Below are 19140 nucleotides of genomic sequence, written 5' to 3' on the forward strand. Positions count from 1 at the left end.
CACGGTGGCCCGGCGCGGGAGGTGCGCCGGGCCGCGAGTGCCACGCTCGCCGATGCCGGCATCGGCGTGGGGTGTCCTGGCACGGCCGGGGTACCGCACCGGCGCGAGGAGCGCGGCATGTCCACAGTAGACAAACCGCCGCGCATGCTGGTCCTCTGGTGCCCGGACTGGCCCGCCGTCGCCGCGTGTCTGGCCGACGGCACGCCCCTGCACCTGCCTGCCGCGGTGTTCCACGCCAACCGCGTCGTCGCGTGCACCGCCGTCGCCAGGGCGGCGGGCATCCGGCGCGGCATGCGCCGCCGGGACGCGCAGTCCCGCTGTCCCGAACTCCAGGTCTTCGGCCCGGACGAGGACCGCGACGCCCGCTTCTTCGAGCCGGTCGCGGCCGCCGTCGAGGAGCTGGTCGTCGGCGTCGAGGTGGTCCGCCCCGGCCTGGTCGCGGTGCCCGCCGACGGCGCGTCCGGCTACTTCGGCGGCGAGCTGCGCCTCGCGGAACTGCTCGTCGAGCACGTCTCCCACCAGGTGGAGTGCCAGATCGGCATCGCCGACGGCTTGTTCGCCGCGACGCTGGCCGCCCACCGGTCCCGCATCGTCGACCGCGACCGGGCCGCCGACTTCCTCGCGCCCCTGCCGGTCGACGAGCTGGACCAGCCGGCCGCCGGCCGCGCCGAGCTGGTGGACCTGTTGCGCCGCCTGGGTTTGCGCACGCTCGGCGCGTTCGCCGACCTCGCCGAACGGGACGTCGCCGCGCGGTTCGGCCGCGCCGGCATGATCGCGCACCGGCTGGCGCGCGGCCTCGACGAGCGGCCACCGCACCGGCGACGGCCGCCGCCCGAGCTCACCGTCACCAAGGCCTTCGACCCGCCGCTGGACCGCGTCGACGCCGCGGCGTTCATGGCCCGCACCCTCGCCGAGCGGTTCCACGGCGGCCTGGCCCGGCACGGCCTGGCCTGCACGCGCCTCGGCATCTACGCCACCACCGAGAACGGCGAGGAACTGAGCCGCGTGTGGCGGTGCGCGGAACCGCTGACGCCGCAGGGCATCGCGGACCGCGTGCGCTGGCAGTTCGAAGGCTGGCTGCGCGCCGCGCCCGGCGAACGGCCCAGCGCCGGGGTGGAGCGGCTGCGGCTGGCGCCCGAGGAGACCGTCGAGGGGCACTCGCTGCAGCTGGGGCTGTGGCAGGAGGGCCTGCGCGGCCTGTCCGACGAGACCACCGAGCGGGCCGGCCGCGCGCTGGTGCGGGTGCAGGGCCTGCTCGGCCCGGACAGCGTCTTCACCGCGGTGCTCGACGGCGGCCGCGGCCCGGCCGAGCGCGTCCGGCTGGTGCCGTGGGGCGACCCGCGGACCCCGCAGAGCCCGCCGGACGTGCCGTGGCCGGGCCGGCTGCCCGCGCCGTCCCCGGCCACGGTCTACGCGCAGCCGCTGCCCGCGCGCGTCCTCGACGCCTCGGGCGCGGAGGTGCACATCACGCGGCGGCGGGAGCTTTCCGCGCCACCGCACCGGGTTTCGGTGGGCGACGGCCCGCCGCGGGAGGTCCTGGACTGGGCAGGCCCGTGGCTGGTCGACGCGCACTGGTGGACGCCGGGTGGCGACGGGGTGCGCACCCGGGTGCAGGCCGTGCTGGCCGGGGAACCGGAAACGGCGGTCCTGCTGACGAGAGTGGGCGGATCGAGTCCGCATTGGACAGTGGAGGGAGTGTACGACTGATGGACGACGAGTACTTCCGGGACCTGCAGCACTGGCTGGCCCTGCCGCGCAAGGTGGTCGAGTCGCTCGACCCGGTCGAGGACGAGCAGATGCTGCTGCCGATCCCGGTGCCGCGCCGCCCGGTGGACTGATGGGCTTCAACAACCCGCCCGTCCCCTGGGAGGAGCTGGAGCGCAGGCTGGCGGGCAAACCGGCGACGGCCGACGGCGGGGACAGCCCCGCCTGGAGCCGGAAACGGGAGGGCTACGTCCGGCCGAGCACCGTCGAGGCCCCGCGCGGGGACGACCACGCGGGCGGGCGGCGCCGGGTGCCCTACGCCGAGCTGCACTGCCACTCCAACTTCAGCTTCCTGGACGGCGCGAGCCACCCCGAGGAGCTGGTCGAGGAGGCGGCGCGGCTGGGGCTCGACGCGATCGCGCTCACCGACCACGACGGCATGTACGGCGTGGTGCGGTTCGCCGACGCGGCGCGCGACCTGGGCGTGCGCACGGTGTTCGGCACCGAGCTGAGCTTCGGCCTGTCCGGCCCGCAGAACGGCGTCGCCGACCCGGAGGGCGAGCACCTGCTCCTGCTCGCCAAGCAGCAGGACGGTTACGCCGCCCTGTGCCGGGCGATCACCGCGGGTCAGCTCGCCGGGCACGACCACGCCGCGTCGGCGGACCGGGCCGAGAAGGGCCGCCCGGTGTACGACCTGGACGCCGTCGCGAGCGAGGTCGCGGGCAAGGTCGTGGTGCTCACCGGCTGCCGCAAGGGCGCGGTCCGGAAAGCGCTGGCCCGCGGCGGCCCGGAGGCGGCGGGGCAGGAGCTGCGGCGGCTCCGCGAGAGGTTCGAGAGCGTGTACGTCGAGCTGACCGACCACGGCTACCCCGAGGACGGGGTGCACAACGACGTCCTCGCCGCGCTGGCCGCCGAGCAGGGCCTGCCGACCGTCGCCACCACCGCCGCCCACTACGCCACCCCGGACCGGGGACGGCTCGCCGGCGCGATGGCCGCGATCCGCGCCCGCCGCGGCCTCGACGACATGGCGGGCTGGCTGCCCGCGTCCGGCATGTCGTTCCTGCGGTCCGGCGAGGAGATGGCGCAGCGGTTCGCCCGCTACCCCGGCGCGGTGCAGCGGGCCGCGCTGCTCGGGCTGGAGTGCGCCTTCGACCTGAAACTGGTCGCGCCCGAACTGCCGCCCTACGACGTCCCCGCCGGCTACACCGAAGCGTCCTTCCTGCGCGAGGAGGTCTACCGCGGCGCCGCGCACCGCTACCGCGACCGGCCGGAGGCGCTGGACCAGATCGAGCACGAGCTGCGGATCATCGAGCAGCTGGGCTTCCCCGGCTACTTCCTCATCGTCTGGGACATCGTCGAGTTCTGCCGCCGCAACAACATCCTGTGCCAGGGCCGCGGCTCGGCGGCGAACTCCGCGGTCTGCTACGCGCTCGGCATCACCAAGGTCGACTCGGTGCGCTGGAAACTGCTGTTCGAGCGCTTCCTCGCGCCGGACCGGGACGGCTACCCGGACATCGACCTGGACATCGAGTCCGACCGCCGCGAGGAGGTGATCCAGTACGTCTACCGCAAGTACGGGCGACTGTGCACCGCGCAGGTGGCGAACGTGATCACCTACCGCGCCAAGTCCGCGATCCGGGACGCGGCAAGGGCTTTCGGGTACTCGCCCGGCCAGCAGGACGCGTGGAGCAAGCAGATCGACCGCTGGGGCCCGCTGCACGACACCAAGGACGACACCGATCACGACATCCCGCTGCCGGTGCTGCAGGTGGCCGCCGCGCTGGAGGACTTCCCGCGTCACCTGGGCATCCACTCCGGCGGCATGGTGATCTGCAACCGGCCGGTGAGCGAGGTGTGCCCGATCGAGTGGGCGCGCATGGCCGACCGCAGCGTGCTGCAGTGGGAGAAGGACGACTGCGCCTCCGTCGGCCTGGTCAAGTTCGACCTGCTCGGCCTCGGCATGCTCTCCGCGGTGCACTACATGCTCGACCTGGTGCGCGAGTTCGAGGGCGTCGAGGTCGACCTCGCGAACCTGGACCTGGAGGACCAGGAGGTCTACCGGATGCTGCAGCGCGCGGACGCGATCGGCGTGTTCCAGGTGGAGAGCCGGGCGCAGATGGCGACCCTGCCGCGGCTGAAGCCGAAGACGTTCTACGACCTGGCGATCGAGGTCGCACTCATCCGGCCCGGCCCGATCCAGGGCGGCTCGGTGCACCCCTACATCCGGCGCGCCACGAAGAAGGAGAAGTGGCGGCACGACCACCCGTTGCTGTCCAACGCGCTGGACAAGACCTTGGGGGTGCCGCTGTTCCAGGAGCAGATGATGCAGATCGCCCTGGACGTCGCGAACTTCACCGCCGCCGAGGCCGACGAGCTGCGGCACGCGATGGGCTCGAAGCGGTCCACGCGGAAGATGGAGCGGCTGCGGGAACGGTTCTACGAGGGCGCCCGGCGCAACGGCCTCGACGACGAGCTGATCGCGCGGATCTTCCACAAGCTGATGGCGTTCGCCAACTTCGGCTTCCCGGAGAGCCACGCGCTGAGCTTCGCCTACCTGGTGTTCGCCAGCGCCTACTTCAAGCGCTACCACCCGGCGGCGTTCTGCGCGGCGCTGCTGCGGGCCCAGCCGATGGGGTTCTACTCGCCGCAGTCGCTGGTCGCCGACGCCCGCCGGCACGGCATCACGGTGCACGGCCCGGACATCAACGCGAGCCTGCCGCACGCGACGCTCGAACCCGGGGATTCCGGGTTGGCGGTGCGGATCGGGCTGGCCACAGTGCGGATGATCGGGCAGAAGCTCGCCGAGGAGATCGTCGCGGAACGGCAGCGGGGCGGGGCGTTCGCCGACATGGCCGACCTGGCGCGGCGCGTGCGGCTGACCACGCCGCAGATCGAGGCGCTGGCCACGGCGGGGGCGTTCGGCCGGTTCGGCGAGATCGGCGGCGACCGGCGGCGCGCGTTGTGGGCGGCCGGGGCGGTGGCGCAGGAACGGCCGGAGAAGCTGCCGGTCACGCTGGCCGGGGCGCACGCGCCGACGCTGCCCGGCATGGACCACATCGACGAGGCGGTGGCCGACGTGTGGGCGACCGGGCTGTCGCCGGACAGCTTCCCGACGGAGTTCATCCGCGAGCGGCTGGACGCGCTGGGCGTGGTGCCCGCCGGAAAACTGATGGACGTCGAAGACGGCGCCCGGGTACTGATCGGCGGAGCGGTGACGCACCGCCAGCGCCCGGCGACCGCAGGCGGGGTCACGTTCCTGAACATCGAGGACGAGACGGGGATGGTCAACGTCGTGTGCAGCGCCGGGTTGTGGCGCCGGTACCACCGGGTGGCGCGGGGCAGCGCGGCGATGCTGATCCGCGGGGTGATCGAACGGGCGGACGGGGTGGTGAGCGTGCGCGCGGACCGGTTGCAGCACCTGTCGATGCGGGTGCCGTCGAAGTCGCGGGACTTCCGGTGAACGGCCTGCCGATCACCGACGCGCGCGGGAACACCCTGGTCAGCGTGCGGTTCGGGGTCTCGACGGATCCCGCGGTGCCGATGCCGCTCGCGCTGGTGGTCGTCGAGGTGGACGACCGCGTGCTGCTGGTGTTCGACCGGCGGCGCGGGCAGTGGGAGCTGCCCGGCGGGATGATCGAACCGGGGGAGACGTCGCACCACGCCGCGGTCCGGGAATTGGCCGAGGAGACCGGGATCGTGGTGAGCGGCCTGCGGTTCGCCGCGGTGGCCCGGTTCGTGCTGAGCGATCCGGTGCGCCGCGAGTACGCCGCGGTCTACCGGACGGGGTTCGCGACCGAGCCCGCGGTGACCCCGCAGGAGGACGAGGTGTCCGCGATCGCGTGGTGGAACCCCCGCACGCCCCTGCTGCGCGACCAGGGCGTGCTGGACGCCGAGATCGCCCGGCGCGTCACCGGGTTGCGCTGAGGGCACGGACCGCGGCGGTCTCCTCCCGCCACACCAGGCTCCACTCCACCGGCGGCGCGTCCGAGAACGGCACGAACGCCAGGTTCGGGCGCGCGAAGTAACGCGTCGCGTGCTCGGCGAGCGGGCTGATGCCCTCACCGGCTTCCACAGCGAGGAACAGTTCCTGGATCGTCCCGGGCGCGGGCCCGAGTTCGATGGGACGGCCCGCGGGCGTGGTCCACGGCAGCCGTGGCGGCCAGAGGGCGCGGAGCACGGTGTCGCGGGCGAGGTCCTCCAGCGACACGGATTTCCGGCGGGCGAACGGGTGTTTCGCCGCCACCGCCAGCACCAGCGGCTCGGTGTGCACCACCACTCCGGGTTCCGGCAGCAGTGTGACCAGGGCGTCGACCTCGCCGTCGCGCAGTGACCGCAGGGGATCGTCGAACGCGGCTTCCTTGACGTGGACGCGGAACCCTTGTGTGCGAACGGTTTCCAGTCGGTCCGCGATGAGGTCGGCCACCGCGGGCGCCGCGAAACCCAGGCGCAGCACGGTGTTCCGCTCGCGCCCGGCGGCCCTGGCTCGCTCGAACGCCTCCTGGATCTGCCGGTGGGCCGGCGCGACCTCGTCCCGCAGCCGCTGCCCGATGGCGGTCAGGGCGACCCGGCGGCTCGTCCGGTCGAACAGGCGCGCGCCGATGCGCCGTTCCAGCGTGCGGATCGTCTGGCTGACCCGCGCCTGCGAGACGCGCAGCAGCTCGGCCGTGCGGCCGAAGTGCAGTTCCTCGGCGAGCACCAGGAAGATCTCGATGTCCCGCCGCTCCACATCCATAACACCCAGGTTATCGATCGAGCCTGGTTTTGTCGTTGGTCGCCGCGCTCGAGACGGCGAGAGTGGAGGCATGAACCTGATCCGCGCCACCGAAGCCGAAGTCCTCGCCGACGCCCCGGGCAGCCGCATCACGCTGCTCACCGACACGGACACGCTGACCAGCAACCGCGCGACGTTCGAGCCCGGCGCCACCGGCGCGCCGCCGCACTTCCACACCAAGGCCGCCGAGGTCTTCTTCGTGCTGAGCGGCCGCCTGGACGTCCTGCTCGACGAGGAGGTGGTCACCCTCGGCGAGGGCGACTTCCTCACCGTGCCGCCGCGGGTGCCGCACGCGTTCGCGCCGGCGGCCGGGTCTCCCGCGGACGTGCTCGTCACGTTCACGCCCGGGATGGACCGGTTCGACTACTACCGGCTGCTGGACCGGGTCAACCGCGGCGAGGCGGACCCGCGGGAGATCCGGGAGTCGCAGGAGCGCTACGACAACCACTACGTCGACAGCCCGGTCTGGCGGGTGTGATTAGCTCGCCGGATGGAGATCGCCGAGGACTACCGGGACGCCGTGCTGCCCGGGACGACGTGGGAGAAGCGGCAGTTCAGCCGGTGCGATTTCAGCGGCGCCGACCTGCGCCGGCTGGTCACGCAGGGCTGCACGTTCGACGAGTGCGACTTCTCGGGCGCGGATCTGGGGGAGTCCCGGCACCAGGCCTCGGCGTTCCGGTCGTGCGTGTTCGACCGGACGGTGCTGGCGGACAGCACGTGGAGCGCGTGCTCGTTGCTCGGATCGTCCTTCGTGGACGGTGGGTTGCGTGGGATGTCCGTGCGGGACAGCGATTTCTCGCTGGCCAACTTCAGCCGGGCGAACCTGCGGCGCCGGTCGCTGTCCGGGTTGCGGTTCCGGGAGGCCAGTTTCGTGGACGCGAACCTGACCGAGGCCGACCTGCGGGACAGCGACTTCCGCGGCGCCCGGTTGGGCGGCGCGGACCTGACCGGCGCCGACCTGCGTGGCGCCAAGCTCGACGCGAACGCCTTGGTGCAGGCGAAACTGCGCGGCGCGCGGGTCGACCTGGAGACGGCGATCGCCTTCGCCGCGGCGCACGGCCTGATGGTCGGCTGACCCCGGGCCGCGCGCCGGGCAGGCGTCAGTCGATCGGCGGTTCGCCCGGGTCGAGCTCGATCAGGTCGCCCGAGGCGAGCAGGTCCTCGATCGATGCGGGTAGCAGGTACGCCGCGCCGCCGCCGGGCTGGTTGAACCACGGGATCGCGACGCCGGCGAGCGCCTCGATCGGCCGCTGCACCCGGTACACGTGGTACGGGCGGGTCACCCACTCCGGCACCAGCGAGCGCTCCTCGAACGGGGTCCCGGCCGCGTAGGTCAGGTTGCCGTTCGGGCCGCCGAAGCGGTCGAGTTCGCTGCCCGCGGGCAGTTCGCGCATCTCCTTGCCGCGGAACAGCGTCAGCGGCGGCTCGCCGGGCAGCGGCTGGATCGGCCACTGCTGGTTGCCGCCACCGGAGGCCGCCGAGGCCGTGGCCGCCGCGGGGGCGGGCGCGGCCGGTTCGACCCGTCGCGGCGGCGGTTCGCGTCGCGGCGGGGCGGGCGGGGGCGGCGCGACCGGGGGCGCGGCGAGCACCGTGGGCGGCCCGGCCGGGTCCGGTTCGTCGAGGCGGTCGGTGAGGGCGCGCTGCGGGAGGTCGTGCCGCTGCGGCTCGGCCGGTTCCTGGGCCGGGGTGAGCGGCACCTCGGTGGCGTCCATCTCCGGCCGTGCCGGCGGTGCGGTGCGGCCGCCCGGGTTGAGCAGCAGCTTGCCGAGCATGAACGCGGCGGCGTCGTCGGCGTCGCCGAAGACCGCGGGGCTCGTCAGGGCCTCGTCGTACCAGCCGACGCGCCAGCCGTCGTCGACCTTCTCGAGGCTCCAGCCGTGCTCGGCCGGTTCGCCGATGCGGTAGGCCCCGTCCGGAACCCCGAGGTCGGCGAGCTTGGAGCGCAGGTTGTCCAGGGCCGGCTCGGCCGGACCGGACGGCTTCGGCTCGGCCGGGCCGGGCGGCGGGGACACCGGGCGGGCCAGCATGGTCGGCGGACCGTCACTCGAGGGCCGCCCCCCGCGCGGCGCCTGCCCCGCGAACGCCCTGGAGCCACCGCGCGGATCGCCGCCCCGCTCGAAGCCCGGACGCCCCTCGACGGAGCGGCCATCCGCGCCGGGGGGAGTGTCCTGCTGGTCGTCGTGGCCGGTGAAGCCGCGCTGGTCGGGGCTTTCGGGGCTGGTGAAGGCGCGCTGGTCGGGGCCTTCGTGGCTGGTGAAGGCGCGCTGATCAGGGCTTTCCTGGCCGGTGAAGCCGCGTTGGTCGGGGCCCTCGTGCCCGGCGAAGCCGCGCTGGTCAGGGCTTTCGGGGCTGGTGGAGGCGCGCTGGTCGGGACCCTCGTGGCCCACGAAGGCGCGGCCCTCGCGGCCCTCGGGGCTTTCGGGACCGGCGAAGCCGCGCTGGCCGCGGCCCTCCGGAGCCTCCTGCCCGAAGCCTTCGGAACGGCGGGCGTCCAGCCCCGCCGCGGGCACCTGGCCGGGGGCTTGCCCCTCCGGGCCGAAGCGCTCCGGGCCGCGGGGGCCGCGTCCCTCGGGAGCTTCCTGACCGAAGCGCTCCGCGCCGGCGAAGCCGTGCTGGCCGCGCCCCTCGGGCGCTTCCTGGCCGAAGGCGCGCGATTCCGGCCCTTCCTGGCCTGCGAAGCCGTGCTGGCCGCGCCCCTCGGGCGCTACTTGGCCGTAGCCGCGCGATTCCGGCCCTTCCTGGCCTGCGAAGCCGTGCTGGCCGCGCCCCTCGGGCGCTTCCTGGCCGTAGCCGCGGGACTCGGGTCCGGCAAGACCGTGCTGGCCACGGCCCTCGGGCGCCTCCTGGCCGAAGCCGCGGGGTTCCGGCCCGGCGCCACGGCCTTCCTGGCCGAAGGCGCGGGATTCGGGACCGCTGCCCCGCCCTTCCGGACCTTCCTGGCCGAAGCCAGGGCCGGCGAGTCCCTCCTGGCCGGGGATGCCTTCGGGGCCGGCCTGGCCGAACCGTTCCTGCCCCCGCGCTTCCGGTCCGGGGCGTTCCTGCGGCAGCCCACGGCCCTCCGGGGCTTCCTGGCCGAAGCGCTCCGGCCCGCGAGCCTCGGGGGTGAGCCCACGCCCTTCCGGCCCCTCCGGGCCGGCGAAGCCACGCGCCTCCGGTCCCTCCGGACCGCCGAAGCCGCGCCCCTCCGGTCCCTCCGGACCGCCGAAGCCGCGCCCCTCCGGGCCGAAGCCACGCGCTTCCGCGCCCTCGGCGCCGAGGCCACGCGCCTCCGCACCCTCCGGGCCGGCACCGCGACCCTCGGCACCAGCCACACCGCGCGCCTCAGCGCTTTCCTGCGCGGCGTACGCCTCGCGGCCGTCCCAGCCCCGGCCCTCCGTGGGATCCTCGTCGGCGGCCGAACCGTCCCGCGGCTCCCAGGTCGGCTCCCACGGCCGGCCTTCCGCAGCCCCTTCGGCACCACGCGCAGCACCTTCGGCGCCACGCGCAGCTTCGCCACCGTGCGGCGAGTCCGTGAACGCCTCGCGCGCGTCCCAGCTGCGGGTTTCGTCCCCGGTCTCCTCGGCGGGCTCCGGCTCGGCGTCCTTCACCGGCGGCTGCACCAGCATGGTGGGCGGCCCGGCGTCGGGGTCGATCACCGGTCTCAGCGTCGTCGGCTGCTCGACCGGCTCCGCCTCGACAGCAGGAGCAGGACCAGGCTCGGCGGGCGGCGGCGCGGCCTGCTCCGGCACCCGCCGCGGCGGCTGCGCGGGACCGCGGTTCAGGTACGCCCCGGCGGCCTGCACGGTCTGCTCCGGCACCTCCGGCAGCGCGTGCCCGGCCGCGGCGATGTGCGCGACCAGCTCGGCCTCCGGCGCGACGCCGTACTCCTGCAGGTAGTAGTTGACCGCCGCGGGCCAGATCCACACCCCGTCGGTGTGGAAGGCCACCGGCACGGTCGCGGCGGGCTGCTGCGCCAGCCGGTCCAGGTCGAACCCGCGCTCGGCACGCACGACCGGCGCGTTGTTCAGGTACTCGAGCACCCGCTGCTGCTCGTCGGCGTCCAGCTCGGGGCGGTTGAGCACCGGGCGGCCGTTCGGCTCGTGGCCGTCGAAGATCCGGGCGATCCGGAAGCGCGGACCGGGCTGCTCGGGCGCGAGGCCGGCCATGCGGCGCATCAGCCACTCCGGCACGTTGTCCTCGGAGCGGGGGAACATCCGCAGCTCGTCGGCGTAGGCCTGCGGCGGGGGCATCAGGTCCCACCGCGGCTCGTCGCGGTCGTACTCCAGGTTGTAGCTCGATGGGTGGTCGAGCTGGTAACGCGCGTTGAACCAGGTGCCGCGGCCCTCGCGGTACATCCCGGCCCGCAACCGGCCGAACAGCGTGGCGATGTCGTGGGTGGCCATCCACTCCTGGGCCGACCCGTCTTCGAGGAGCACCTCACCGGACAGTTCGTGGTAGCGGCCGACCGCCCGGTAGGTCGCGGTCACCCGCCGCCAGTCCCGCGGAGCGGCCCGCAGCAGGGCCAGTCCGATCTGCTTGACCAGGGTGTCCTGCTCGGTCGCGTTCAGCTGGGTCGTCGGTTGCGCCACCAGGCCATTTTGACTGGTCACTGATCCGATTGCACACCACCCGCACCAATAGGGGCAATGACCAGTGCAGATACATCAATCGAGGTACTAAGCGTTTCAGCGGAACTACCCATAGTGTCCTCCGCCGTCCTCGCGTGAGGCCTCGTTCATTCCTTTGCCAGAATGGGAGCCGTGACTGCGACGGTTCTCGACGGCAAAGCGACCAAGAACGCCATCTTCGAAGAGCTCAAGCCGCGGGTGGCCGCCCTGGCCGAGCGGGGCGTGACGCCCGGGCTGGGAACCGTCCTGGTCGGCGACGATCCCGGCTCGCACTCGTACGTGCGGATGAAGCACGCGGACAGCGCGAAGATCGGTGTCAACTCCATCCGCCGCGACCTGCCCGGCGACATCAGCCAGGACAAGCTCGAAGCCGTCATCGACGAGCTCAACAACGACCCGGCCTGCCACGGCTACATCGTCCAGCTGCCGCTGCCCAAGCACCTCGACGCCGGCCGGATCCTGGAGCGCATCGCGCCGGAGAAGGACGCAGACGGCCTGGCCCCGGTCAGCCTCGGCAGGCTGGTCCTCAACGAGGCGGGCCCGCTGCCCTGCACCCCGTACGGGATCCTCGAACTGCTCAAGCGCCACGACGTGCCCATCGCGGGCGCGAACGTCACCGTCGTCGGCCGCGGTGTCACCGTGGGCCGCACGATGGGGCTGCTGCTGACCCGCCGCAGCGAGAACGCCACCGTGACCCTGTGCCACACCGGCACCAGGGACCTGGCGGCCGAGGTCAAGCGCGCCGACATCGTGATCGCCGCGGCCGGCGTGCCGCACCTGATCAAGCCGGACATGGTCAAGCCCGGCGCCGCGGTCCTGGATGTCGGCGTCTCGCACGTCGACGGCAAGCTCACCGGCGACGTGGACCCGGCGGTCGCGGAGGTCGCCGGGTGGCTGTCGCCCAACCCGGGCGGGGTCGGCCCGATGACCAGGGCGATGCTGGTCACCAACGTCGTCGAGGCGGCCGAGCGTGCACTCGCCACGGCGTAACCGCGCGGCCGTCCTGGAGCAGGTCCCGTTCGCGCTGGTGATGCTGCTGGTGGCGGTCGCGGGCGTGCGGATCTGGCAGTACCACTGGCGGCAGGGCGCCGCGATCATCGGCGGCGCCCTGCTCGTGGCGGCGATCCTGCGGGCCGTCCTGCCGGGCGTGCGGGCCGGCCTGCTGGCCATCCGCGGCCGCCCGGTGGACGTCCTCAGCTACGCCGGGCTCGGCGTGCTCATCCTCTTCCTGGCCTTCACGATCACCGACGGGCCGTTCGGCACCTGACTCAGGCCTCGGCCATCGCCGGGGCGCGCGTGGCCTCCTCGCGGCGGTCCAGCGAGCCGGACACCACGGCGATCGTCAGGCCGACGACGGCCAGTCCCGCGCCGACCCAGTTCGGCGAGACCAGGCCGAGCCCGCCCGCGATCACCAGGCCGCCGAGGTAGGCGCCGATCGAGTTGGCGACGTTGAAGGCGGACTGCACCGCGGCCGACACCATCGACGGCGCGCCACCGGCCTTGACCATGACGCGGGTCTGCATCATCGGGCCGATCATGAACCCGGCGACGCCGACCAGGAAGATCGTGATCGCCGCGCCGACCTTGTTGTGCGCGGTGACCGTGAAGACCGCGAGCACCGCGGCCAGCGCGAGCAGCGCCACGTACAGGCTCGGCATCAGCGCCTTGTCGGCCAGCCGCCCGCCGAGCAGGTTGCCGATCGTCATCCCGACACCGGCCAGCGCGAGCAGCAGCGTCACCGCCTGCGGGTCGTAGCCTGCGACATCGGTCATCATCGGCGTCACGTAGGACAGGCAGGCGAACACGCCGCCCAGCCCGAAGGTCACGATCGCCAGGGCCAGCCACACCTGCGGGCGGCGGAACGCGCCCAGCTCACCGCGCAGGGACGGGGATTCGGGGCGGCCCTGGTGCGGCACGAGCTTCGCGATCGCCAGCACGGCGACCAGCCCGATCACCGCGACCACGGCGAACGTGGCGCGCCAGCCGACCTGCTGGCCGAGCAGCGTGCCCAGCGGCACGCCGACGACGTTGGCCAGGGTCAGGCCGAGGAACATCAGCGACACGGCCTTCGCGCGGTCGCCGGGCTTGACGAGGCTCGACGCCACGACCGCGCCTGCGCCGAAGAACGCGCCGTGCGGCAGTCCGGCGAGGAACCGGAAGACCACGCCGAACTCCTGGTTCGGCGCGACGGCGAAGAGCAGGTTGCCCGCCGTGAACAGCGCCATCATCGCCAGCAGCATCGTCTTGCGCGGCAGCCGGACGGCGACCGCCGTCAGCAGCGGCGCGCCGACGACGACACCGAGAGCGTAGGCGGAGATGAGGTGACCGGCGGTCGGGATGTCCACCCCGAACGTCGCGGCCGTCTGCGGAAGGACACCCATCATGACGAATTCCGTGGTGCCGATACCGAAGGCACCGACGGCGAGCGCGAGCAGCGCGATGGGCACGGTTCTCCTTTCGAGGGAACGTCTGCATCGATACAGTCAACGGGCATGAATAAGGACAGCCCATCGCCGTCCATGGCGGCACGAGCTGTCCCTCGACCAGTGTCAACCAGGCGGGAGCCCGATGTCATCCCGCCGGCCGGGTGACCATGACCACGTGCGTGGCCCGGTCAGGCGTTGTGCTCCTGCTTGTCGTGACTGACCTCGCAGTCCGAGCCGGGGAAGATCAGGCCTTCGTGGCCGTCCGCGAAGCGCACGAGGTAAGGCGGCCCGCCGTTCTCCCCGCGGACTTCGACGATCTCACCGCGCTGCTCGGCCGCCCCGACGGTGCGACCGTGGACCAGGATCCGGTCTCCTACGGCTGCGTGCATCACCGACCACCTCCCGCGAAACCAGGGTAAATCGGGCGCGGGGCAATTGTCACTGGACCGGGAATTGATCAAGTTGCCCGGTTTCCGGAAGGCGAGCAGGCTTCGATTCATCCCGATGCGGAAAAGGAGTTCTGGCGATGGCTAGCTGTGTGGTCTGCGGAAACGACTACTGGATGTCCTTCGAGGTCCGGACGGTCAGCGGGGACACCTACACGTTCGACAGCATCGAATGCGCGGCGCAGAAGATCGCGCCGTCGTGCGAGCACTGCGGGTGCCGGATCCTCGGGCACGGCGTCGAGGTCGAGGGCCGGTTCTTCTGCTGCGCGCACTGCGCGCGGGAGAGCGGTTCGGGACTGGGCGCCGAAATCCGCGACACGGTCGGCGCCCACCCCGGCTGATCAGTTCTTCGCTGCGGCCTTGGCGGCTTTCTTGAAGGCGCGGACCTCGGCGAGCGTTTCCGGGCTGACGACGTCGGCGATGGAGCGGCGCGAGCCGTCCTCGCCGTACGCGCCCGCGGCCTCCCGCCAGCCCTCGGGCTGGACCCCGCGCTGCTTGCCGAGCAGGGCGAGGAAGATCCGCGCCTTCTGGTCGCCGTAGCCGGGCAGCTCCTTGAGGCGGCGCAGAACCTCCTTGCCGTCCGGCTTGCCCTGCTTCCAGATCTGGTCGGTCTTGCCGTCGTAGTGCTCGACGATGTGGTTGGCGAGCGCGTGCACGCGGCGCGCCATCGAGCCGCCGTAGCGGTGGATCGCAGGCGGGGTCACGCACAGCTCGACGAACTCGTCGAGGTCGGACTCGGCGATCTTGCGCACGTCGAAGCCGTCCATGCGGTCGGCGATCTTCTTGGGCCCGATGAACGCGGTCTCCATCGCGATCTGCTGATCCAGGAGCATCCCGGTGAGGAGGGCGAACGGGTCCTCGGAGAGGAGCTTGTCCGCGTCGGCGTCACCGGTGAGACGGAGCTTCTTCGGCATGGGCCCATGGTCGCACTCGTGCCCGTCAGCGCGCACTTCCCGACCTGATCAGCGCCTCCGCGCAGCGCTCCAGCAGCACCGACCGCAGCTCCACCGCTCCACGGAGGGGCGTGACTTCTGCCACTTCGGGCCTTTGCGAGACTGAGGTACGTCACCAATTGAGGTGTCCGCCACCCAATAGCAGTACGCTTGTACCGCATTAGATGTGCTGCACGAACGCGCGCAGATCCGCGCAGATCCGCGAGAGGAGCACCGCGGCTCATGGCCAAGATCAAGGTCGAGGGCACCGTCGTAGAACTCGACGGCGACGAGATGACTCGCATCATCTGGAAGTTCATCAAGGACAAGCTGATCCACCCGTACCTCGACATCAACCTCGAGTACTACGACCTGGGTATCGAAGAGCGCGACCGGACCGACGACCAGATCACCGTCGACTCCGCGAACGCCATCAAGAAGCACGGCGTCGGCGTCAAGTGCGCCACCATCACGCCGGATGAGGCCCGGGTCGAGGAGTTCGGCCTGAAGAAGATGTGGCGGAGCCCGAACGGGACCATCCGCAACATCCTCGGCGGTGTCGTCTTCCGTGAGCCGATCATCATCCAGAACATCCCGCGGCTGGTCCCGGGCTGGACGAAGCCGATCATCATCGGCCGCCACGCGCACGGTGACCAGTACAAGGCCACCGACTTCAAGGTTCCCGGACCCGGCACGGTGACCATGACGTACGTGCCAGAGGACGGCTCCGAGCCGATCGAGTTCGAGGTCGCCCGTTACCCGGAGGGTGGCGGCGTCGCGATGGGCATGTACAACTACCGGAAGTCGATCGAGGACTTCGCGCGCGCCTCGCTGCAGTACGGCCTGGACCGCGGCATGCCGGTCTACATGTCGACGAAGAACACCATCCTGAAGGCCTACGACGGCATGTTCAAGGACACCTTCCAGGAGATCTTCGAGGCCGAGTTCAAGGCCGACTTCGACGCCAAGGGCCTGACCTACGAGCACCGCCTGATCGACGACATGGTCGCCGCCTCGCTGAAGTGGGAGGGCGGCTACGTCTGGGCGTGCAAGAACTACGACGGTGACGTGCAGTCCGACACCGTGGCGCAGGGCTTCGGCTCGCTGGGCCTGATGACCTCGGTGCTGCGCACGCCGGACGGCAAGACCGTGGAGGCCGAGGCCGCGCACGGCACGGTCACCCGGCACTACCGCCAGCACCAGCAGGGCAAGCCGACCTCGACGAACCCGATCGCGTCGATCTTCGCGTGGACCCGGGGTCTCGAGCACCGCGGCAAGCTGGACGGCAACTCCGAGCTGGTCGGCTTCGCCAACAAGCTGGAGCAGGTCGTCATCGAGACCGTCGAGAGCGGCAAGATGACCAAGGACCTGGCGCTTCTCGTCGGCAAGGACCAGCCGTTCCAGACGACGGAGGAGTTCCTGGCGACCCTGGACGAGAACCTGGCGGCGAAGATCGCCCAGGGCTGAGTCCGCGTTTTTCCGGCCACAGCGAGAGGCCCGGTCACCGCACGGTGACCGGGCCTCTTCTTCGTCCGCCCGCGGTCTCCGGTATGACTGCGCGGGTGCAGGTGATCCACCCCGACAACCACGTCTGGACGCTGACGCGCCGCTTCGCGCCGTGGAAGCGCGTGATCCAGCCGATGAACATCGCGTCCGGCGAGTACGACCGCTACCGCGCCGTGCGGACCGATCCGCGGCGCACCCCGTCGGAGTGGCGCCAGGAGCGCCGGGAGCAGCGCAAGGCGAAGGACCGGGAGATCCGCGGCTGGGAGTGGCTCTACCTCGCGCCGCTGCTGCTGGTCGTGGGGCTCGCCGGGCAGGCGCTGGAGGCGGTCGTGGCCGGCCTGCAGCTCCTGGTCTGGCTCGTGCTCGTGCCGTTCGCGCTGCTGGAGATGCTCGCGCAGCTGCTGTGCGGGCTCGTGCTCGGCGCGTTGCGGCTGACCGGCGCCGCGCGCAGTCGCCTGGACGTGGTCTGCCGCGTCCCGGGCGACCGGATCGTCTCGCTCACCGTCCTGACCGTCCGCGGGACCGGGGCGGCCGAACAGCTGGCGAAGGCCCTGTCCGGTCACCTGTGGCAGGCGCAGCGCCCGTTCGATCCGTACCGGGATCCGGTCGTCGTCGCCCTCCTGGCCCGCGCCGGCACTCACGTGGTGCGCCATGACAGCGTCTGGCAGACCGTTTCGTCACCGAGCGTGCCCGCGTCGTGACGCCTCTCGGGTGGTTCGCCCGCGCGGGCCTGTCGGGGGTGCTGAAGTGTGGCTACCCTTACCCGGAACGCGCACTTTCAGCTGGTGAGGAGCACCCGTGTTCCTGGGCATCCCCAAGCGGGCACTGATCATCGTCGCGATCCTGGCCGGCGTCGGGCTGATCTACGTGATGGGCAGCGACAAGCAGGTCTCGGAAGGCGCCACCGGTGGCGGCTCCGGCGGCTGCCGCGTGACCGTCACCGCGGACGTGCTCAACGTGCGGGCGGCGCCGGACACCGGTGCGGACATCGTGGGCAAGTTCAACCAGAACGCCGAGACCGACGCCCAGGCCGAGGTCCAGAACGGGTTCCGCAAGATCGCCGAGAACAAGTGGGCGAAGACGGAGTACCTGCAGCCGGTCAGCGGGAACTGCTGACGTCAGAGCGCCACGACGAGCCCCTCCTCGGCGACGATCACCTCGCCGCCGAACACCGTGCTCGCCTGCGCCGCGGAGATCGCCCGATCGCTGCCCGGCCAGAAGTGGGTCAACAGCAACCGGCGCGCGCCCGCGGCAGCCGCCCAGGTCGCCGCCTCCGTGGCGGTCATGACGCCGCGCGGGCTGCCCGGCGGGGGTTCTTCCTGCAGTGTCGCGTCGGCGATGAAGAGGTCGGTGTCGCGCGCCAGTTCGCGCAGGGCCTCCGTCGGCCCGCAGTCGCCGGTGTAGGCGACGGTGAGGCCGGGCGCCGCGAGGCGCACGCCGTAGTCCGGCACGTGGTGCGGCAGCGGGAACGGGGTCAGGGAGAACGGCCCGACCCGCGCCGGACGGCCGAGGTCGTGCACCTCGAACACGGTCGCGGGGTCCGGCCGGGGCTCCAGGGCGCGCAGGACGTCGAGCACACCCGGCTCGCAGTAGAGGGGGATCTTCGGCGCGTCCGGGGCCTCGTAGTGCCGCACGCGGGCCAGTGCGCTGAGGTCCACGCAGTGGTCCGGGTGGCGGTGGGTGACGATCACGGCGTCGACCTCGCCGCGCGGGCAGTGCTCCAGCAGGGCGCCGACGGTGCCGTAGCCCAGATCCAGTACGACGCGGAAGTCCTCGTGCGTGAGGAGGAAGCCGGCGCACGCGCGGCCCGGCTCCGGCCACGCGCCGCAGCTGCCGAGGACGATGAGCTCGCTCATGGCAGCAGTGTCCGGGAACGTCGGGGGCGGCCGGTAGCGTGCTGGGCGTGTTCACCGTCTCCACAGTCAACGTCAACGGCATGCGCGCCGCCGCCAAGAAGGGGTTCGTCGAGTGGCTCGCCGCCAGCGGGTCCGACGTGATCCTCTGCCAGGAGGTGCGCGCCGAGGCCGGGCAGCTCCCCAAGGACGTCGTCGCGCCGGCGGGGTGGCACGCGCACCACGCGCCGTCCGCCGTGAAGGGCCGCAACGGCGTCTCCGTCTACAGCCGGGCCGAGCCGTCGGAGGTGCGCGTCGGCTTCGGTGAGGCCGAGTTCGAGGACAGCGGGCGCTACCTCGAAGTGCACCTGCCCGGTGTGGTCGTGGCCAGCCTGTACCTGCCGAGCGGCGACGTGGGGACGCCGCGGCAGGACGAGAAGGAGCGCTTCATGGCCGCGTTCCTGCCGTACCTGGTCGAGCTGCGCGGCAAGGCCGAGGCGGCGGGCTGCGAGGTCGTCGTCGGCGGTGACTGGAACATCGCGCACGCCGAGATCGACCTGAAGAACTGGAAGGGCAACCAGAAGAACTCCGGCTTCCTGCCCGAGGAGCGGGCCTGGATGAGCCGCGTGTTCGGCGAGGCCGGGTACGTGGACGTGCAGCGCAAGCTCGACCCGGAGGGGCCCGGCCCGTACACGTGGTGGTCCTACCGCGGCAAGGCCTTCGACAACGACGCGGGCTGGCGCATCGACTACCTGGTCACGACGCCCGGCCTGGCCGAGAAGTGCACGTCGGTGGTGGTGGAGCGGGCGCCGAGCTACGAGCTGCGCTGGTCCGACCACGCCCCGGTGACGGCGACGTTCGACTTTTCCCCGGAATAGCCGGAATGTCCGGATGAGCACGGGTGTTGTCCCTGGCA

19 protein-coding genes are annotated in these 19140 nt (G+C 72.3%); 13 read left to right on the forward strand and 6 right to left on the reverse strand.

Features of this window, described 5'->3' with window-relative positions; genetic code table 11:
- Positions 1-144: 144 nt before the first annotated feature.
- Genes ABZ215_RS20995 through ABZ215_RS21010 form a run of 4 tightly spaced genes read left to right on the forward strand, consistent with a single transcriptional unit; the run spans position 145 to position 5628 of the window.
- The gene (locus tag ABZ215_RS20995) at positions 145-1707 is read left to right on the forward strand and encodes a DNA polymerase Y family protein (RefSeq protein WP_354950957.1); all 1563 of its coding nucleotides are present in this window, start codon (positions 145-147) and stop codon (positions 1705-1707) included.
- Entirely contained in the window at positions 1707-1838 is a 132-nt protein-coding gene (locus ABZ215_RS21000; protein ID WP_020420077.1) for a hypothetical protein, read from the forward strand. Before ABZ215_RS20995 ends, ABZ215_RS21000 begins: the two co-directional genes overlap by 1 nt.
- Positions 1838-5164 carry an error-prone DNA polymerase gene (locus ABZ215_RS21005; protein WP_237339211.1) on the forward strand — a complete coding sequence of 1109 codons (3327 nt, stop codon included), beginning with the start codon at positions 1838-1840 and terminating at the stop codon, positions 5162-5164. Before ABZ215_RS21000 ends, ABZ215_RS21005 begins: the two co-directional genes overlap by 1 nt.
- A complete protein-coding gene (locus tag ABZ215_RS21010) occupies positions 5161-5628 on the forward strand; it encodes an NUDIX hydrolase (RefSeq protein ID WP_237339212.1) in 468 nt (155 codons plus the stop codon). Before ABZ215_RS21005 ends, ABZ215_RS21010 begins: the two co-directional genes overlap by 4 nt.
- Here ABZ215_RS21010 and ABZ215_RS21015 read toward each other — a convergent pair.
- Complete coding sequence (locus ABZ215_RS21015; protein ID WP_354950923.1) at positions 5612-6436, reverse strand: LysR family transcriptional regulator; 825 nt, start codon at positions 6434-6436, stop codon at positions 5612-5614. The two genes, ABZ215_RS21010 and ABZ215_RS21015, sit on opposite strands and share 17 nt — an antisense overlap.
- A 70-nt stretch (positions 6437-6506) precedes the next feature.
- On the opposite strand from ABZ215_RS21015, the gene ABZ215_RS21020 reads away from it, so the two are divergent.
- Together ABZ215_RS21020 and ABZ215_RS21025 are read left to right on the forward strand one after the other, a co-directional pair.
- Positions 6507-6953: a cupin domain-containing protein gene (locus tag ABZ215_RS21020; RefSeq protein WP_354950924.1), complete on the forward strand. Its 447-nt coding sequence runs from the start codon at positions 6507-6509 to the stop codon at positions 6951-6953.
- A 12-nt stretch (positions 6954-6965) separates the two neighbouring features.
- On the forward strand, positions 6966-7550 hold the full coding sequence (locus tag ABZ215_RS21025) for a pentapeptide repeat-containing protein (protein WP_354950926.1): 585 nt from the start codon (positions 6966-6968) through the stop codon (positions 7548-7550).
- A 25-nt stretch (positions 7551-7575) separates the two neighbouring features.
- Here ABZ215_RS21025 and ABZ215_RS21030 read toward each other — a convergent pair whose 3' ends face one another.
- Positions 7576-11043 carry a glycohydrolase toxin TNT-related protein gene (locus tag ABZ215_RS21030; protein WP_354950928.1) on the reverse strand — a complete coding sequence of 1156 codons (3468 nt, stop codon included), beginning with the start codon at positions 11041-11043 and terminating at the stop codon, positions 7576-7578.
- A 162-nt stretch (positions 11044-11205) separates the two neighbouring features.
- On the opposite strand from ABZ215_RS21030, the gene ABZ215_RS21035 reads away from it, so the two are divergent.
- Both ABZ215_RS21035 and ABZ215_RS21040 read left to right on the forward strand, forming a co-directional pair.
- On the forward strand, positions 11206-12072 hold the full coding sequence (locus ABZ215_RS21035; protein WP_354950930.1) for a bifunctional methylenetetrahydrofolate dehydrogenase/methenyltetrahydrofolate cyclohydrolase: 867 nt from the start codon (positions 11206-11208) through the stop codon (positions 12070-12072).
- Positions 12053-12349, forward strand: coding sequence for a DUF3017 domain-containing protein (locus ABZ215_RS21040; protein ID WP_354950932.1), 297 nt, complete (start codon positions 12053-12055; stop codon positions 12347-12349). The genes ABZ215_RS21035 and ABZ215_RS21040 overlap by 20 nt, the downstream gene beginning before the upstream one ends.
- A 1-nt stretch (position 12350) precedes the next feature.
- Here the strand turns inward: ABZ215_RS21040 and ABZ215_RS21045 are convergent, their stop codons facing one another.
- Together ABZ215_RS21045 and ABZ215_RS21050 are read right to left on the reverse strand one after the other, a co-directional pair.
- Entirely contained in the window at positions 12351-13529 is a 1179-nt protein-coding gene (locus ABZ215_RS21045; protein ID WP_354950934.1) for an MFS transporter, read from the reverse strand.
- 167 nt (positions 13530-13696) lie between these two features.
- A complete protein-coding gene (locus tag ABZ215_RS21050; protein WP_020421769.1) occupies positions 13697-13897 on the reverse strand; it encodes a DUF1918 domain-containing protein in 201 nt (66 codons plus the stop codon).
- 137 nt (positions 13898-14034) lie between these two features.
- On the opposite strand from ABZ215_RS21050, the gene ABZ215_RS21055 reads away from it, so the two are divergent.
- On the forward strand, positions 14035-14295 hold the full coding sequence (locus ABZ215_RS21055) for a Prokaryotic metallothionein (protein ID WP_354950936.1): 261 nt from the start codon (positions 14035-14037) through the stop codon (positions 14293-14295).
- Here ABZ215_RS21055 and ABZ215_RS21060 read toward each other — a convergent pair whose 3' ends face one another.
- Entirely contained in the window at positions 14296-14868 is a 573-nt protein-coding gene (locus ABZ215_RS21060; protein WP_354950938.1) for an HhH-GPD-type base excision DNA repair protein, read from the reverse strand.
- A 261-nt stretch (positions 14869-15129) separates the two neighbouring features.
- Here ABZ215_RS21060 and ABZ215_RS21065 point away from each other — a divergent pair, with 261 nt between their 5' ends.
- The 3 genes from ABZ215_RS21065 to ABZ215_RS21075 all read left to right on the forward strand — a co-directional run bounded on the left by ABZ215_RS21065 (position 15130) and on the right by ABZ215_RS21075 (position 17508).
- A complete protein-coding gene (locus ABZ215_RS21065) occupies positions 15130-16353 on the forward strand; it encodes an NADP-dependent isocitrate dehydrogenase (RefSeq protein ID WP_020421773.1) in 1224 nt (407 codons plus the stop codon).
- An 83-nt stretch (positions 16354-16436) separates the two neighbouring features.
- On the forward strand, positions 16437-17093 hold the full coding sequence (locus ABZ215_RS21070) for a hypothetical protein (RefSeq protein ID WP_354950940.1): 657 nt from the start codon (positions 16437-16439) through the stop codon (positions 17091-17093).
- A 97-nt stretch (positions 17094-17190) separates the two neighbouring features.
- Positions 17191-17508: an SH3 domain-containing protein gene (locus ABZ215_RS21075; RefSeq protein WP_020421775.1), complete on the forward strand. Its 318-nt coding sequence runs from the start codon at positions 17191-17193 to the stop codon at positions 17506-17508.
- Between the two features lie 2 nt (positions 17509-17510).
- Here the strand turns inward: ABZ215_RS21075 and ABZ215_RS21080 are convergent, their stop codons facing one another.
- The gene (locus tag ABZ215_RS21080; protein ID WP_354950942.1) at positions 17511-18248 is read right to left on the reverse strand and encodes an MBL fold metallo-hydrolase; all 738 of its coding nucleotides are present in this window, start codon (positions 18246-18248) and stop codon (positions 17511-17513) included.
- Positions 18249-18286: 38 nt separating this feature from the next.
- Between ABZ215_RS21080 and ABZ215_RS21085 the strand changes: the two genes are divergently transcribed.
- On the forward strand, positions 18287-19102 hold the full coding sequence (locus ABZ215_RS21085) for an exodeoxyribonuclease III (protein WP_027936414.1): 816 nt from the start codon (positions 18287-18289) through the stop codon (positions 19100-19102).
- Positions 19103-19140: the final 38 nt, after the last annotated feature.

It is taken from the genome of Amycolatopsis sp. NPDC006131 (assembly GCF_040614175.1).
Classification (GTDB): domain Bacteria; phylum Actinomycetota; class Actinomycetes; order Mycobacteriales; family Pseudonocardiaceae; genus Amycolatopsis_E; species Amycolatopsis_E tucumanensis.